The following is a 16301-nucleotide window of genomic DNA, read 5'->3' on the forward strand; positions in this document are numbered from 1 at the left end:
CGCTGTTCATTCGCTACTCATCACCCGTCTTCCCTTCGAGTAGCAATCCGAGATACGACGTTCGAATCTGCTCCTCCGGGTCCAACCCCAACTCACGAAGTACGTCGTAGGCACCCACACGGGCGGATTCGATGTCTCCCTCCTCGTCCGTTTCCGTCTCGACTTCTACGAACTCCCCGAGTCCGGTTACGGCGTCGAGGCTGACGACGTAGCCGTCGAGTTCGTACCGTTCCCGCTCTTTGTGGACGGTTGCGGCCGATTCGAATCCGAGCGCCGAGAGCAGTTCATCCACCGTGTCACCGTTGCCGATGACGGTTTCGTGTTCCTTGCGCGTCTTCGACTCCTCTTCCACCAGCGGGCCTTTGTACGTCACGACCTCCACCGCATCGTCGTCGTCGGCTTCACGGCGAATACGGAGCGCTTCGTCCGTCTCCGCGAAGTCACGGTGGGGCGCGTCGTAGTAGAAGTCCTCCTGCGTGACCACGCCGACGGAGTGGGCATCGAGGTCGTCCAACCGTTCTCGAACCGCCGCGTGGTCGGCTCGTACCTTCACTTCGACTTCGTACATGGTCGGAGGGAGGAGCGGGGGGTTGAAAAGATACACGACGGACGCTCGGCTCTCTCCGTTCCCAGCCTTTCTCGATTTCCTTTCACCGTCATACCCGGCCACCGTCACGCCCGTCCACCGTCACACCCGGCCACCGTCACGCCCGTCCACCGTCACACCCGGCCACCGTCACACCCGTCAGCTGTCCCGCCACTCCTCCCGGAGCAGTCCGTACTGTACCATATCGCGGTGTTCGCCGTCCACGAACATGTACTGACGGCGGCGACCTTCCTCCACAAAGCCGAGCGATTCGAGCAGGCCGCGGGACGCCTCGTTGAAGTCGTACGCCTCCGCGCCCATGGCGGGTGTGTCGTACTTCCGGAAAACGTAGTCGAGAACGAGCGAGACGGACTCCTTCCCGTAGCCGTTGCCCTGCACCGCCGGGACGAGCCAGTAGCCGAGTTCGGGGCGTTTGTAGTCGGCGTCCATCACGTTCACTTGGCCGATTCGCCGCACCTCGTCCGCTTCCCCACCCTCCCCATCCTCTCCATTCACGCAGACGAGGAACCGATCCGCACCGTCATCCTCGTGAAGTTTCGAAACCTCGTCCCGATTCATGACCGGATTTCCCATCGGGTAGCGGAGTTCGGGGTTCGCCAGTGCACGCTGAACGAACGGAACGTCCTCCTCCTCTACCGTCCGAAGCGTGACTCGATCACCGTCCGTGATTCGTGCTCCCGGCATGGATTACTCGTGGCACATATTATTCGTGGGTGAACATGCAGGTTCGATCGTCGTCGCGGAGGATGCAGAAACGCATCGACCCGGTCGGTTGAAAACTGTGCCCCCGCTCTTCCGTGACGAACACCTCCGAAAACGGTTCGCCACAGACCGAACACGCCACGGAATCCCGATTTTCGAACAGGGAACTGTGTCCGGCATCTTTCTTCAATTTCAGGCGGTGGCGAATCGCGTGCTCGTCGAACCGCTCGGTCACGATTCGTCCTCCTCACGGCTCGCTTTCCACTGTTCTCGCGTGATGGTGTAGCGGTGGACGTCGTTCACTTCGTCGTCCATCGGAACCCAATTTCGAAGCAGGCAGTCGTGTTCCCCACCGAACCGTTCGACGTACTTCTCGATGGCGCGCCGGGATTTCGTGTTCCCGGCGTTGTGGCTCACCGATACGAGTTCGAGGCCGAGACGGTCGAACGCCATCGCCATCAGCGCCGACGCGCGTTCGCCGGAGTACCCTCGTCCCCAGAATCGCTTGCCAAGAATGAGTCCGAGGCGGGCGCTTCGTTTCTCCCACTCCGGATACAATAGCGCCGTTCCGGCCAGCGCACCTGCATCCGGTTCCCCATCGCTCGGGCGGACCGCGTACGAGGCGATCGCTCCGTCCCTCCAACTCTCGGCGGCGTTCTCTATCATCTCCCTCGGTTCGTCCAACGATCGATACGGCGACTGCGGAACGTGTTCGAATACGTCGCTCGTTTCCTGACCCGAGAAGAGGTCGTACAGTTCGTGGGTCGTGACGTTCTCGGGACAGACTTTTTCGAGCACGAGTCGCTCGGTTTCGAGACGTTCGGAGAAGAGATGTGACACGATCCGTCACTCCCGGCTTTCGGCCCACTGTTCCCGCGACACCGTGAACCGATGTGCGTCGCGGACGACGTCGCCGTCGGGGTGCCGGTTCCGGAGGATGCCGTCGTACTGCCCGCCATGCGCTTCCACGTACTTCTCGATGGCGCGGCGTGACTTCTCGTTCCCCGCGAGATGTTCGACCGCGACGAGTTCGAGATCGAGGCGGTCGAACGCGAGTTCCATCAGCGCCGACGCGCGTTCGCCGGAGTAGCCCCGCCCCCAGAACGGCTTGCGGAGCCACAGGCCGAGACTTCCGGTTCTCGTTTCCCACTTGACGTTCAGGCCGGTCGTCCCGGCGATTTCTCCCGCGCCGTCCTCGCCCTCTTTGGGTCGGATGATGTACTCCGAACCGGCCGCTTCGGCGCGGTTCTTCTCCGACATATCGATGAACTCCTTCGTCTCCTTCGGCGTCGTGTGCGGCGTCCACGAGAGATGTTCGGTGATCTCCTCGATATCGGGGGCGTCGTGTGCCGTGTGTCGGTAGAGATCGAAAGTATCCACACGGTCGTGTGTGATCGCCTCCAACCGGAGGCGGTCGGTTTCGAGTTCCTCGGGAAACATACCTCTGACGAGACGGCAGGCGGACAAAAGTTTACTGAGTGAATGACAATTCCTGACATGGCAATCCGAGGGCGACACGAGTACCATGATGGGTGTTCACTAGAGGCACAGAGTGCATAATCGTGTTCAACTCATAACGGAACTAGATGGTGAACCAACGATCACCGACGGGAAGCGTCGAATTGGTTTTCTCGTTTCACGACGAGCGATGCTTTTTCGTCGCTTTGTCCGAGCGAGCGGACTGCGGACTCGTCGCTGAGGGTGCAGTTCATCGGGAGGACGGAAACATGCTCGAGTTTTTCACCGTTCACGGTGCACGACCCGAGATGGTTCTCCATATCGCCGATGACCTCCCGTCGGTGCGCGATGCACGCGTCGTGAGTGAACACCCTAACACGACGCTGATGGAGTTCATCGTCACTGACTCGTGTGTCACGGCGACGTTGGCGGATACCGGTGCGATGGTGCGTGAAGCGACTGCCAAGAGCGGCCACGCTCGCATCGTCGCGGACGTTTCGCCCAATGGGGATGTCCGGCGGGTCGTAAACCGCTTTTTCGACCGATACGATGACGCCCAACTCCTCTCCAAACGGACGCTCGGGCGGACCATTCCCGCTCTCTCGAACCGAGCACAAAACGCACATCTCACGGCGGAGTTGACCGACAAGCAGTTGCGGGCAGTGGAAATCGCGACACGCGAAGGGTATCTGATGTGGCCGCGGGAGAGTACCGCGACGGAATGTGCAGCGAAGATGAACGTCTCACAGCCGACTTTCAGTCAACACCTCTGGACTGGATTGGGGAAATTGCTCACTGCCATGTTCGAACCGGATGAAGATACGGAGGCGAATGTGCTAAATGATATCCCCTAGCGAACCTTTCGAGAGAGGCGACGCGGTCAGGTGGCGTCGTTCCTCAGGAACGGATACGACGACCGACTCGATACGAGCTACTTCGGTCGATCATTTCCAACGATGCATACCACGAACTCACCCCACGAAGCGATGAACGGATCGCATCCAGGAGAGCCGATAACCCAGCGCGTTGTGCTCGCCGTCGCAAATCGAGCGGACGTGCAGGTAACCGAACTGCCACCGCTGTACGACTTCCTCGACCCCGATGCTCTCAACGCAGTCGTCAGGAGTAACGCTGCCGACCTCGAACTCTCGTTTTCGTTCGCAGGGTACCGGGTAACCGTCGAGAGCGACAGCACAGTTCACGTCCGACAGGAATCCTGACGGACACGCTTCGAGTTTCTCACCGGTCATACGGAGCTATCGATATCGATGGCTGCCGTCGTTCTCTATCCCTCCGTAGTCGCTTCCTTTCGACTGGTTATCTCCGTCGGATGGAGGTGGAAGAACTCGAACGTCACTTCGCGCGAATCGCGTTCGAACAGGTCGACGAGCGGAATATCGACCCGTTGCACCCCCTGCACCACCTCCGAAGTGATGTCCGCTTCCGCCACTTCGTCCAACTCTCCCCTCACGACGACGCTCCGCCAGCCATCGTCAGTGTGGTCGTAGGTGACGAACGTAACCGGGCGGTCGATGACTTCGTCGCGCTCGCCGCCTTTCTCGACCGCGAGCCGGAAATAGAAGTGGACGTCGGTCGGGTCGTAGCCGTACGACACCGGTATCGAGTACGGCGATTCGTCAATACCCGTCGGAAACGAGATGACACCCGTTCCCCCACTGGTGAGAAATTCGTCCCGCTCTTCGTCGTCCATTCGGACGGATTCGATGTCCCCCATGGCAACCGAGATACGTCGCGCTGGTCGAAAAAGGTGGGTGGTCACGCCGGTCGAAAAAGGTGGATGATCACGCCGGTCGAAACCCATGGATCGTGGAACGAACAGAGGGAACACCGAGAACTGGGGGAATACTGATGGGAACCGCTTTCTTTCATCACGGAGACGGCTACGTATGGCGGGCAACCGATTTCACGTGGTGGACGTCTTCGCACAGGAAAAGTACGCGGGCAATCAACTCGCTGTCGTCCACGATACGGCGTCGATGACGGGAGACGAGATGCTGGAGATCACTCGCGAGACGAACTTCTCCGAGGCGACGTTCATCGATTCGTCGGAAACGAGGGACGGCGGGTACGACGTGCGTATCTTCGATCCCGCGGAGGAGATCCCGTTCGCCGGTCATCCAACGCTCGGAACGGCGTTCGTGGTCCGCGAGTTCGTCCGCGACGACCACCCCGACGAACTCACGCTCAACCTCGGTGTCGGGCAAATCCCCGTCACGTCGAGCGCGACGAGGATGGCAACGAATTGTTCTGGATGAACCAAGTACCACCGACGTTCGGGGAAACCGTCCCGCACTCCCTCGCTGCGAAGGTTCTCGGTCTGGAAGTGAGCGACGTGGACGACACGTTCCCCGTCCAGATCGTTTCGACCGGTTTGCCGACGCTCGTCGTCCCGCTTCGGTCGCTCGAAGCGGTTCGGCGGGCGGAGACGAATCACGACCCGTACTACGAGGAGTTCATCGAACCGTACGGCGGTCACAACATCGTCCTCTTCGCGCCCGAAACCGAGGACGAAAACGACATCCACGCGCGAGTGTTCGCCGACTACGCTGGCATTCCGGAGGACCCCGCGACTGGCTCCTCGAACGGCTGTCTGGCGGCGTGGCTGGTCGAACACGAGTACTTCGATACGAGCGAAATCGACGTTCGAGTCGAACAAGGGTACGAGATGGGTCGCCCTTCGCTCCTCCACCTCCGCGCGTCGAGAGCGGACGATGTCATCGACGTGGAGGTCGGGGGCCGAGTGATTCCGGTCGCCGAAGGACGGTTGTTGTAGCGAATCTACCGGAATACCGTCGAAACTGTGGTCCTTCCATTCGTCCGTTCGTCCGCTCGCCGTTATTTTGCCGTTACTTCGTCGAACAGTTCAACAGCGCGCCGTTCGATCTCGTCCCGGATATCACGGACCCGTTCGACGTCCGCGTCACAACACTCCCCGAATTCGTCGGTGAGCAACCGTCCGATTCGAGCGTTCGTTCCGGCCATCGAGAGCTAGTTGAAAACAGATTCATCTAGTTGTTCCAAATCGACCATGGTTCAGATAGATTGTATCGTCGTTCGACCGTCGTGTGTAGCGGACGGTTCCGTAGTCCCGGACTCCATCGGACCGCGCTCCGCAATCACTAAACGGCCTACATCCCTACACTCCTTCAATGGTAGACTGGACGGAGAAGTATCGCCCGACCACGCTTTCGGAGGTCCGGGGGAACAACAAGGCCCGTGACCAACTGCGAGAATGGGCCGAGACGTGGGAGAATCACGGGGATGCCGTCATCCTCCACGGTAGCCCCGGCGTCGGGAAGACTTCGGCGGCCCACGCGCTGGCGAACGACATGGGCTGGCCGACCATCGAACTGAACGCCAGCGACCAGCGGACCGGCGACGTCGTCAAACGCATCGCGGGCGAGGCGGCGAAGAGCGGTACCCTCACCGGCGGCGTGTCGGGGCGACGAATCGTCATCATGGACGAGGCGGACAACCTGACACACAACGCCGACCGCGGTGGCTCGCGGGCCATCACGGACGTGGTGAAATCGGCGAACCAACCGCTCGTCCTCATCGCGAACGAGTTCTACGACATGTCGAACTCGCTTCGAAACGCCTGTGAAACCATCGAGTTCCGCGACGTGTCGGCCCGAAGCATCGTCCCCGCGCTTCGGGACATCTGCCGACAGGAGGATATCGAGTACGACGACGACGCGCTCGATGCCATCGCACAGAACGACAGCGGCGACCTGCGCTCCGCGGTGAACGACCTGCAAGCGGTCGCCACTACTGGCGGACGGCTAATGCGCGAGGACGTGGTAACGGGCGAGCGCGACACGACCAGCGGCATCTTCGACTTCCTCGACGACCTGATCAAGAAACAGGACGCCGAGGGTGCGCTGAAGGCGTCCTACGACGTGGACGAGACGCCCGATAACATGCTGAACTGGATCGAGGACAACCTGCCGAAGGATTACGAGGGACAGGAACTCGCGGACGCCTACGGCTACATGGCCAACGCGGACCGCTGGCTCGGACGGGTGCGGGCCACGCAGAACTACAAGTACTGGCGCTACGCGGGCGACAATATGACCGCCGGGGTGGCCGTCGCCAGAAATGGAAAGAAGGGCGGATGGACGCGCTATGGCCCGCCGAGTTACTGGCGAAAGCTCGGCAGTTCGCGCGGCAAGCGCGACACGCGGGATTACATCGCCCGGAAGATAGCCGAGGAGAGCGGCATCAGCATGAGCACGGCCCGCCGCGAAGTCATTCCGTTCCTCTCCGAGATGACTCATCACTGCAAGAACCGGGAGTTGACCGTGACGATGGCGGCGCGCTACGATTTGGAGGAAAAGCACGTCTCGTTCATCACGGGGAGCGGGAAGACGACGAACAAGGTCGAGAAAATCGTGGCCGACGCCGAGGAACGAAAGCACGAACTCGCCATCGAACATTCGGGTGGGGCCTTCGAGGGCTTCGCGTCGGATTCGGTGTCGGACGATGCCGAATCCGTGCAGGGGGACGGGGACGAGGACGCTAAGGGAGATGGTTCAGACCCCGAACCGCAGGAGTCGGCGGCGGAACCCGAACCGACGGACGCTCCCGAATCCGGCGACGGACAGTCCGGACTCGGCGACTTCCTGTAACGAACATCACGACGATGTTCGTATTCTGGTTATATTCGCATCCCGTATATGTTTGTGTTCTAACTATAATAGTATTCTGACTATATTCGTGTTCTGATGGTATCATAGTACACCGATCGGAACGAGGAATGAAAGCTGCCCGTCTCAGTACGGGAAGATCCGGAAGCTCCCGGGGAGGAAGAACCCGAGGGTGAGGAACAGCACTGCCGCAATGGTCGCACAGAGGACGGCGTACGGAATCTGTGTCCGGACGTGGACGAGGTGGTCGCTGCCGCTGGTCGAGGAGGCGAGAACGGTGGTGTCGCTGATCGGCGAACTGTGGTCGCCGAAGATGCCGCCGCTGAACACCGCGCCCATGACGAGCGGGAGGTTCGCGCCAGTGGTGAACGCGATGGGGATGGCGATGGGGAACATGATGCCGTAGGTGGACCACGAACTGCCGTCGGAGAAACTCACCATGCTGGTGATGAGGAACAGCGAGACGGGGACTAGTTGCGGCGGCACGCCGGAGAAGTTGTTGGTGACGAACGAGGAGATGTCGAGCAGGGAGACGGCGTTCTGGATGGAACTGGCGAACATCAGGATGACCGCCGCGAGCAGGATGCCCTTGAACCCGCGCGTCATCGCCTCCGTCGCGTCCTTGTTGCTCGGGATGTCGCCCTTCACGCGGTAGAGGATGAACGCGACGACGAGCGCCGAGAACGAGGCGAGGCCGAGTTGGACGCCGCCGATGTTGAACGACCACTTCCCGCTGCCGGGGAGCACGAGGTGATAGCCGCCGAGCGAGAACAGGGTGTTCATGTGCGGCGCTTGGATGACCGGACTCCCACGCCAGAACATCGCGCTCAGGCCGACGATAATCATCGTCACGATGGGGATAGCGAAGTTTCGCCAGTCGGGCGTTGCGGTGTCCGACATCTCGTACTCGTCTATCTCGTCGGAAATCATCGGTTCGTGGTCGTCGCCGACGACGCCGCCGCCGTTGCGCGCCCGCGACTCCTCGTCCCCCATGCCCATGATGTTGGGGACGACCTGCCACGCGACGAGTCCGGCGATGATGAGCGCGGCCCACGAGTAGAAACCGAAGAAGATGCTGTTGAAAAACAGCGGCCAGATTTGATTCGTCACGGCGTGGGCCTTGTCGCCCTGTCCGGCGACGTACTGGCTCATCCCGTCGGGGAGTTTGTCCTGTTTCTGTGCGGTGACGAGCGCCTTCCCGATGAACCCGATGAGCGCCGCGCCCCACGTCGAGTAAAAGGCGAGCCGGGCGGCGGGACTGCCAGCGGAATCGACGTAGTAGGCGAGTTTGGCCCGCGAGACGTTGTACTTGTCCGTCAGCGGGCGCATCATCGACCCGACCACCAGACAGTTGAAGTAGTCGTCGATGTGGATGATGATCCCCGCGAGGAACGCCGCCTTCTCCGCGTCAGCGGGTGAATCGGTCCGTGCGGTGAGGGCTTCGAGGACGCCACGAAGCGCGCCGGACCGGATCATCAACCCGATCACCCCGCCGATGGCGAAAATCGCCAGCAGGACGTTCTCGACGTACCACGAGTCCGAGAACATCGGCGAAGTGGCCATTATCGTCGGGACGTGTTTCAGGCCGAATATCCCGCCGAGAACGTTTCCCGCCGTTATCGGGCCGAACGACGTATGCAAAAGCGACGTTTTCGGAATCAGGACGTCCCCCATGAAATGCTTCGGAACGCCCGTGGACCCCGGCTTCAACGCACCGTAAACCACACCGGCGCTGGCGATTCCGGCGAACAGCCCGATGATCGCGTCGCGTGAATACCACGCGAGGCTGATGGCGACCAGTGCCGGAATCACGGACCAGACGCCCGCATGAATCGTATCCATACCATTGTTCCCGACCAGTCGAATAAATGGGTTTTGGGCGGTTGCAAAACCAACGGATCACCAACAAAAACCTACCCGTCAGTGAACGCGTTCGAGAAATCGCTTCGCACGCTCGGTTTCGGGATGGGCGAAGAAATCCGCCGGTTTTCCGGATTCCACGATGCGACCCTCGGACATCAGGACCACCCTGTCGCCCACTTCGCGGGCGAAGCCCATCTCGTGGGTGACGACGAGCATCGTCATCCCCTCCTCGGCCAGGTTGCGCATCACTTCGAGCACCTCGCCGACGAGTTCGGGGTCGAGCGCGCTCGTCACCTCGTCGAACAGCATGACGTGCGGGTCCATCGCCAACGCGCGGGCGATGGCGACGCGCTGTTGTTGGCCGCCCGAAAGTTGATTGGGATACTTCTCGGCTTGGTCCGAAAGGCCGACGCGGTCCAGCATGGCCTTCGCCCATTTTTCCGCTTCGTCCTCCTCGAACCCCTTGACGACCATCGGGCCGAGCGCGACGTTTTCGAGCGCCGTCTTGTGCGGGAAGAGGTTGAAGCTCTGGAACACCATCCCGGTGTGCTGGCGGAGGCTGTTCACGTCCACGTCCGGGTCGGAGATGGGTTCGCCTTCGAGTCTGATTTCGCCGCCCTGAATCTCCTCCAAGCGGTTCGTACACCGCAGCAGGGTCGATTTTCCGCTCCCGCTCGGCCCGATGATGACGACCACTTCTCCGTCATCGACGGAGAGGGACACGTCCTTCAGCACGTGCAGATCGCCGAAGTACTTGTCCACGCCGTCGAACTCGACCTCGGGGACGTCCATCATGTTGTCCGCTCGCTCACGATTGTCCATCGCACCGTCCTCGTCCTCGGGAAGGCTCATCGTTCGGACCCCCACATCGAGCGCGACTCCAACGTCCGGACGGTTTTGCCGAGCGGTACCGTGATGACGAGGTAGGCGACGGACACCACGACGATGGGCGTCCACGCGTCGAACGTCGCGCTGTTGACGTTCCGGAAGACGCTGATGAGTTCCGGAATCGCCAGCACCGTCAGCAGCGAGGTGTCCTTGACGAGGATGACGAGGTCGTTGCCGATGGCCGCGAGCGCGTTCCGCCACGCCTGTGGCAGGATGACGTAGCGCATCGAATCGATGTACGACATGCCAAGCGACCGCGCGGCCTCCGACTGCCCGCCGGAGACGGAGTTGATGCCGCCTTTGACCGCCTCGCCGATGTAGGCGGTGTGGTTCAGCGTGAGGCCGATGATGGCCGCGGCGAAACTCCAGTTCTTGAGCGGGAACTGCCCGTTTGCCCAGAGCGCCGGAATCCCGAGGTAGACGACGAACAACTGGAACAGAAGCGGCGTCCCGCGGAAGAACTCGACGTACAGCGTGGCGATGCGTTGTGTGAACCCCGTCTGTGAGACGCGACCCAACCCGACCAGCACGCCGAAGATGAGCGAGAGAACGGCCGAGATGACGATGATCTGTAACACGAGGATCAGCGCGTCGATGAACTGCGGCAGGATCGTCACGAGCAGTTGGTAGTCGACGAACTGCGTGAGGATCAACAGCAGAAAGAACAGCACGCCGAGGGTGAAGATACCCGCGACGGCGATGCCGAGCACTTTGACCCGGCGGTCGGTCAGCCACTTTTCCTCACCCTCCGTCGGTCGCTCGATGCCGCGTTCGGTGTATGTCTCTGCCATGAGGACTCCTGCGGCGCTTAGCCGCTGGTCGTGCCTCCCGAACCGGAAGTCTGGAAGTACTTGTTGTAGATCCGATCGTACGTCCCGTTATTTCGGATGGTCGAAAGCGCCCCGTTGACCTGCTTTCTGAGTTTGTCGTCGTTCTTCCGGAACGCGATGCCGTAGTCCTCGACGGTGAGCGTGAGGTACGGCGGTGCGTTCTTCTTTCCCTGCCGCTCGGCCGCGCCCTTCCCCTGTAACAAGGTGACTTGGTTGTTCTGCTGTGCGAACGCCTGATTGACCGTGTTGTCGTTGATGACTGCTGCGGCCTGATTGTTCCCCAGCGCGGAGAACGCGTCCGGAATCTGGTCGTAGCTGTCGATGGTGAGGTTGCCGTTGAACTGCTTTTTCAGCTTCTGGGCGGCAGCCTCGCCGGTCGTCCCCTTCTGGACGGCGACCGTCTTCCCTCTCAAGTCCTGTAGTTTCGTGATGCCGCTGTTTTTCAGGACGAGGACGGTCTGGTACGCCGTGAAGTACGGGTCCGAGAAATCTACCTGCTTCGCTCGTTCCGGCGTGATGGTCATCGCGCTCATGATGACGCGGAAGTTTCCGTTGTTCAGGCTCGGGATGATGGTGTCGAAGCTCGTCTGGACGAACTCGTAGTTGTCCCCGAGTTGTTGCTTGAAAATCGCGTTTGCGATGTCCACGTCGAAGCCGATGAGTTCCCCGGTTGCGGTTCGGTATTCGAACGGTCGATACGGGATGTCGGAGCCGATTCTGATGGTGCCGCCCTGTGCGCTCGCGTTGCCCGCGAACGTCAGGCCAGCGATAGCTCCGCCGCTCCCCCTGAGAAAGGTCCGTCTGTGCATTGTGGTTCTCCCCCGATACTACATAGTCAAACAGCGTATAGAAAGCTACTATCGGTTTCTAGCGGCAGTTCGATAAAATTTCCGCGGTGATATGTTAGTCGTCAGACGGATATGCGCCGGGTGAATCCGTCGCGGACGTCGTGGCCCGGTCTGGTTCCTCGTAGGCCCACAGCGTCGTCGCCAACAGCGCCGCGAATATCAGCAACGCGGTGGCGTGATGGGCCACGAGGACGGCCGGACCGTAGATCAGGACGGTTGCCCCGCCGAGGAGTACCTGCACCGGAAGGACGACCAACGCGAGGGTCGCGGCGGCCCGGATACGGGTGCTCTCGTAGTATCTCCACGCGCCGACGGTGGTTCCCAGGATGAAAAATCCGGTCACCATCGCCACGAGTCGGTGGAACCATTCGATGAAACTCGGGAACGTCTGTGGAATCAGCCCACCGTCACAGAACGGCCACTGTTGACCACACGAGAGACCCGCACCCATCGCGGCGGTGTACACGCCGAGCAGAATGAGTACGAACGTCAGTACTGTCGTGACGGCGGCGAAACGCCGAAATCGGGTCCCCATTAGTTACACACCTCGGGTCGGTTTTCTCCTATCATACTGATCCCCTTTCTCGGGATTTGGGAAGGACCGTACTTAGGTCTGTCCGACTTTCCCGGAGAGTGAGAGCCGAACGAAATGGAACCGGAGGGCGGGGAAGGAATCGGAAGACGGAATGGAACCGGAGGGCGGGGAGAGAGAACATCGGAAAAGGAGGGCATGTGTTGGGAAAGCCGGAAGAAGTGTCGGAAAGACGGGGGTTGGTTGTGGGGGCGGAGCGAGTTCAGCCGGGACCACACAGCTGTGATACCACCAGCGGGCAGGACTGGGTTGGCTTCTTCACCTTTCTGTAAATCAATAATAAGTTTTGTGGAAAAATACTGTCGAGAAGACGGCAACAGTGGACTCAAGCAGGTGTTTGAAGGAGGCCGCTCGCAATAAGGGAACCATGACCAAACGAGACCGTCTCGACAGCCTCCTTGCCGAGCGCGATATCGAATCCGTCTGGTTCGCGCGTCCGAACTCGTTCGCGTGGCTCACGGGCGGCGACAACGTCATCGACCGTGAGGGCGACGTCGGCGTCGCCGCCGTCGGCTACGACGGCGATACGTTCCGCGTCGTCACCAATTCCATCGAAGGAACCCGCCTTCGGGACGAGGAACTGCCGGACGGGATGCCCGTCACCGAGTACCCCTGGTACGAATCGTCGTTGGCGGATGCAGTGGCGGAGCACGCCGAGACGCCCGCCGCCGCCGACTTCGACGTGCCGGGCTTCGAATCGGTCGACGCCTCGCCGCTTCGACAACCGCTCACCGACGAGGACGCCGACGCGTATCGGCAACTGGGCACCGAGACCGCCGCCGCAGTCGAAGCCATCTGCCGGAAGCTGGATCCGGACGATACCGAACGGGAAATCGTCTCGGCGGTCCGCGGCGCGCTCGACGCGCGCGACATCGAGACGCCGGTGGCGCTCGTCGGCGGGAGTGAACGCGCACAGAAGTATCGCCACTACACGCCGACCGAGGCGAAGTTGGGGGACTATGCACACGTCTCCGTGACGGCGGAACGGGCGGGGCTACACGCGAGTTGTACCCGCACCGTCGCGTTCGATGCGCCGGAGTGGCTGGCGGAGCGACACGAGGCGGCGGCGACGGTCGAGACGACGGCACTCGCCGCAACACAGCGGTTTGGGACGGAAGCAGTCGGAGGAAGCGAGGGGAGTGGAAGAAGGGACGGACGGGCGAAGGACGTGTTCGCGGCGATTCAGGACGCCTACGACCGCGTCGGCTATCCGGGCGAGTGGGAGTACCACCACCAGGGCGGCGCGGCGGGGTACGCCGGACGTGAGTGGATCGCGACACCAACGACGGACGACGTAATTCGACTGCCGATGGCGTACGCTTGGAACCCGACGGTGCAGGGGGCAAAGAGCGAGGACACCGCCTTGGTCGACGAGGACCGGATCGAAATCCTCACGCAGACGGGCGACTGGCCGACGGAAGCCGTGATTGCACTCGACGACGACGTGACGCTGCCGCGCCCATCCATCCTCGAACTCTGAGTTCGACAAATGTCGAAGGATGATTTCGACGCAGACGGATAGCTTTTTACACGCGGGTAGAAACAGTATCCGGCATGGGACTTGACGAGGATTCACTCGATTACCACCGGAGCGACCCGCCGGGAAAGATAGAGATTTCGACGACGAAGCCGACGAACACACAACGTGACCTGAGTCTCGCCTACTCCCCCGGCGTCGCCGCGCCGTGTGAGGCGATAGCGGACGACGCGGGGGATGCGTACTCCTACACCGCGAAGGGGAACCTCGTCGGGGTCGTCTCGAACGGCAGTGCCGTTCTCGGTCTCGGTGACATCGGCGCACAGGCGTCGAAACCCGTGATGGAAGGGAAGGGCGTTCTGTTCAAACGATTCGCCGACATCGACGTGTTCGACATCGAACTCGATCAGCAGAACCCCGGCGACATCGTTCGAACCGTGAGCGCGATGGAACCCACGTTCGGGGGCATCAACCTGGAGGACATCAAAGCGCCCGAGTGCTTCGAAATCGAGGAGCGCCTGCGCGAGGAGATGGACATCCCCGTCTTCCACGACGACCAGCACGGCACCGCCATCATCAGCGGGGCCGCCCTCATCAACGCCGCAGAGATCACGGACAAGAACCTGGAAGACCTGAAGATAGTCTTCTCCGGCGCTGGCGCGAGCGCCATCGCTTCGGCCCGATTTTACGTCTCGCTCGGGGCGAAGAAGGAGAACATCATCATGTGTGACTCCACGGGCATCATCACGGAGAACCGCGTCCAGAAGGGCGACGTGAACGAGTTCAAGACCGAATTCGCCCGCGACATCCCCGGCGGCGACCTCGCGAGTGCGATGGAGGGTGCGGACATGTTCGTCGGCCTCTCGGTCGGCGGCATCGTCAGCCAGGACATGGTGCGTTCGATGGCCGACAACCCGTTCGTCTTCGCCATGGCCAACCCGGACCCGGAAATCGGCTACGAGGATGCCAAGAACGCCCGCGACGACACGGTCATCGTGGCGACCGGCCGTTCGGACTACCCGAACATGGTCAACAACGTGCTCGGATTCCCGTTCATCTTCCGCGGCGCGCTCGACGTGCGCGCGAGCGACATCAACGAGGGGATGAAAGTCGCCGCCGCACGCGCGCTGGCGGAACTGGCCAAGAAGGACGTTCCGGACGCCGTCGTCAAAGCCTACGGCGACCAACCGCTTCAGTTCGGCCCGGATTACATCATCCCGAAACCGCTCGACCCGCGCGTGCTGTTCGAGGTCGCACCCGCAGTCGCGGAAGCGGCCATGGAAACCGGCGTGGCCCGCAGCGAACTCGACGTCGACGAGTACGTCGAGACGCTCGAAGCGCGCCTCGGCAAGTCCCGCGAGATGATGCGTGTGGTCCTGAACAAGGCCAAAAGCGACCCCAAATGCGTCGCGCTCTCGGAAGGCACGGACAGGAAGATGATCCGCGCCGCCTACCAGATGCGCGAGGAGGGTATCGCCAACCCCGTTCTCATCGGCGACCGCGAGGAAATCGAGGCGAACGTCGAGGACCTCGGTCTCGACTTCGAACCCGAAGTCGCGGACCCCGAGAACGGCGACTACGACGACTACGCCGACCGACTGTACGAACTGCGCGGGCGGAAGGGCGTCACTCGGAACGAGGCGGGCGAACTCATCGAGAAGGATTCGAACTACTTCGGCAGCGTGATGGTCGAACAGGGCGACGCCGACGCCATGCTGACGGGGCTGACCCACCACTACCCGTCCGCACTGCGCCCGCCCCTCCAGGTCATCAGCACTGCGCCGGACGTGGAGTACGCCGCCGGTGTGTACATGCTCACGTTCAAGAACCGGGTCGTGTTCTGTGCCGACACGACGGTGAATCAGGCACCCGACGAGGATGTGCTGGCCGAGGTCACGAAGCAGACCGCCAAACTCGCCCGTCGGTTCAACGTCGAACCCCGGGCCGCGCTGCTCTCGTACTCCAACTTCGGCAGCGTGAACAACGAGGGAACGCGCAAACCGCGTGACGCCTCCAAGATCCTGCGCAACGACCCCGACGTGGACTTCCCCGTCGATGGCGAGATGCAGGCCGACACGGCCGTCGTCGAGGAGATACTCAACGGTACCTACGAGTTCTCGGAACTGGATGAACCCGCGAACGTCCTCGTCTTCCCCAACCTCGAAGCGGGTAACATCGGCTACAAACTCCTCCAGCGCCTCGGCGGCGCGGAGGCCATCGGCCCGATGCTCGTCGGCATGGACAAACCCGTCCACGTCCTCCAGCGCGGCGACGAAGTCAAGGACATCGTGAACCTGGCTGGCGTGGCTGTCGTGGACGCGCAGAAGGAGTAAGAAACGCGAATAACGCTCGATTTGGCTGTTTTTTGA

Annotated in this window: 17 protein-coding genes and 1 pseudogene; 6 read left to right on the top strand and 12 right to left on the bottom strand. The window is 61.5% G+C overall.

What is annotated here, in order from left to right:
- Positions 1-13 precede the first annotated feature (13 nt).
- From cyaB to NKF25_RS13020, 5 genes are all read right to left on the bottom strand, one after another.
- The gene (gene cyaB, locus NKF25_RS13000) at positions 14-568 is read right to left on the bottom strand and encodes a class IV adenylate cyclase (protein WP_253227098.1); all 555 of its coding nucleotides are present in this window, start codon (positions 566-568) and stop codon (positions 14-16) included.
- 177 nt (positions 569-745) lie between these two features.
- The gene (locus NKF25_RS13005; RefSeq protein WP_253227099.1) at positions 746-1291 is read right to left on the bottom strand and encodes a GNAT family protein; all 546 of its coding nucleotides are present in this window, start codon (positions 1289-1291) and stop codon (positions 746-748) included.
- Positions 1292-1310: 19 nt separating this feature from the next.
- Positions 1311-1544, bottom strand: coding sequence for a flagella cluster protein (locus tag NKF25_RS13010; protein WP_253227100.1), 234 nt, complete (start codon positions 1542-1544; stop codon positions 1311-1313).
- Complete coding sequence (locus NKF25_RS13015) at positions 1541-2149, bottom strand: GNAT family N-acetyltransferase (protein ID WP_253227101.1); 609 nt, start codon at positions 2147-2149, stop codon at positions 1541-1543. Before NKF25_RS13015 ends, NKF25_RS13010 begins: the two co-directional genes overlap by 4 nt.
- A 6-nt stretch (positions 2150-2155) precedes the next feature.
- Complete coding sequence (locus tag NKF25_RS13020) at positions 2156-2749, bottom strand: GNAT family protein (protein WP_253227102.1); 594 nt, start codon at positions 2747-2749, stop codon at positions 2156-2158.
- Between the two features lie 146 nt (positions 2750-2895).
- Here NKF25_RS13020 and NKF25_RS13025 point away from each other — a divergent pair, with 146 nt between their 5' ends.
- Together NKF25_RS13025 and NKF25_RS13030 are read left to right on the top strand one after the other, a co-directional pair.
- Positions 2896-3621, top strand: coding sequence for a bacterio-opsin activator domain-containing protein (locus NKF25_RS13025; RefSeq protein WP_253227103.1), 726 nt, complete (start codon positions 2896-2898; stop codon positions 3619-3621).
- A 102-nt stretch (positions 3622-3723) separates the two neighbouring features.
- Positions 3724-3987, top strand: coding sequence for a HalOD1 output domain-containing protein (locus NKF25_RS13030; RefSeq protein WP_253227104.1), 264 nt, complete (start codon positions 3724-3726; stop codon positions 3985-3987).
- A 65-nt stretch (positions 3988-4052) separates the two neighbouring features.
- On the opposite strand, the gene NKF25_RS13035 is transcribed toward NKF25_RS13030, so the two are convergent.
- Positions 4053-4502 carry a pyridoxamine 5'-phosphate oxidase family protein gene (locus NKF25_RS13035; protein WP_253227105.1) on the bottom strand — a complete coding sequence of 150 codons (450 nt, stop codon included), beginning with the start codon at positions 4500-4502 and terminating at the stop codon, positions 4053-4055.
- 186 nt (positions 4503-4688) lie between these two features.
- On the opposite strand from NKF25_RS13035, the pseudogene NKF25_RS13040 reads away from it, so the two are divergent.
- Positions 4689-5561 (top strand): annotated as a pseudogene (locus NKF25_RS13040) (PhzF family phenazine biosynthesis protein); the annotation flags it as partial.
- Between the two features lie 62 nt (positions 5562-5623).
- Here NKF25_RS13040 and NKF25_RS13045 read toward each other — a convergent pair.
- On the bottom strand, positions 5624-5770 hold the full coding sequence (locus NKF25_RS13045; protein WP_253227106.1) for a hypothetical protein: 147 nt from the start codon (positions 5768-5770) through the stop codon (positions 5624-5626).
- 167 nt (positions 5771-5937) lie between these two features.
- Between NKF25_RS13045 and NKF25_RS13050 the strand changes: the two genes are divergently transcribed.
- Positions 5938-7416, top strand: coding sequence for a replication factor C large subunit (locus NKF25_RS13050; protein WP_253227107.1), 1479 nt, complete (start codon positions 5938-5940; stop codon positions 7414-7416).
- Positions 7417-7560: 144 nt separating this feature from the next.
- On the opposite strand, the gene NKF25_RS13055 is transcribed toward NKF25_RS13050, so the two are convergent.
- The 5 genes from NKF25_RS13055 to NKF25_RS13075 form a co-directional block, all read right to left on the bottom strand.
- Positions 7561-9276: a Na+/H+ antiporter NhaC family protein gene (locus NKF25_RS13055; protein ID WP_253227108.1), complete on the bottom strand. Its 1716-nt coding sequence runs from the start codon at positions 9274-9276 to the stop codon at positions 7561-7563.
- Between the two features lie 78 nt (positions 9277-9354).
- The gene (locus NKF25_RS13060; RefSeq protein WP_253227359.1) at positions 9355-10089 is read right to left on the bottom strand and encodes an amino acid ABC transporter ATP-binding protein; all 735 of its coding nucleotides are present in this window, start codon (positions 10087-10089) and stop codon (positions 9355-9357) included.
- A gap of 56 nt (positions 10090-10145) precedes the next feature.
- Positions 10146-10976, bottom strand: coding sequence for an amino acid ABC transporter permease (locus tag NKF25_RS13065; RefSeq protein WP_253227109.1), 831 nt, complete (start codon positions 10974-10976; stop codon positions 10146-10148).
- A gap of 17 nt (positions 10977-10993) precedes the next feature.
- Complete coding sequence (locus NKF25_RS13070) at positions 10994-11824, bottom strand: transporter substrate-binding domain-containing protein (protein ID WP_253227110.1); 831 nt, start codon at positions 11822-11824, stop codon at positions 10994-10996.
- A gap of 94 nt (positions 11825-11918) precedes the next feature.
- Positions 11919-12398: a COX15/CtaA family protein gene (locus NKF25_RS13075; protein WP_253227111.1), complete on the bottom strand. Its 480-nt coding sequence runs from the start codon at positions 12396-12398 to the stop codon at positions 11919-11921.
- A gap of 424 nt (positions 12399-12822) precedes the next feature.
- Here NKF25_RS13075 and NKF25_RS13080 point away from each other — a divergent pair, with 424 nt between their 5' ends.
- Both NKF25_RS13080 and NKF25_RS13085 read left to right on the top strand, forming a co-directional pair.
- Positions 12823-13935 carry an aminopeptidase P family protein gene (locus tag NKF25_RS13080; protein WP_253227112.1) on the top strand — a complete coding sequence of 371 codons (1113 nt, stop codon included), beginning with the start codon at positions 12823-12825 and terminating at the stop codon, positions 13933-13935.
- Between the two features lie 74 nt (positions 13936-14009).
- Positions 14010-16265, top strand: coding sequence for an NADP-dependent malic enzyme (locus NKF25_RS13085; protein ID WP_253227113.1), 2256 nt, complete (start codon positions 14010-14012; stop codon positions 16263-16265).
- Positions 16266-16301 lie beyond the last annotated feature (36 nt).

The organism is Haladaptatus sp. AB643 (genome assembly GCF_024136975.1).
GTDB lineage: Archaea > Halobacteriota > Halobacteria > Halobacteriales > Haladaptataceae > Haladaptatus.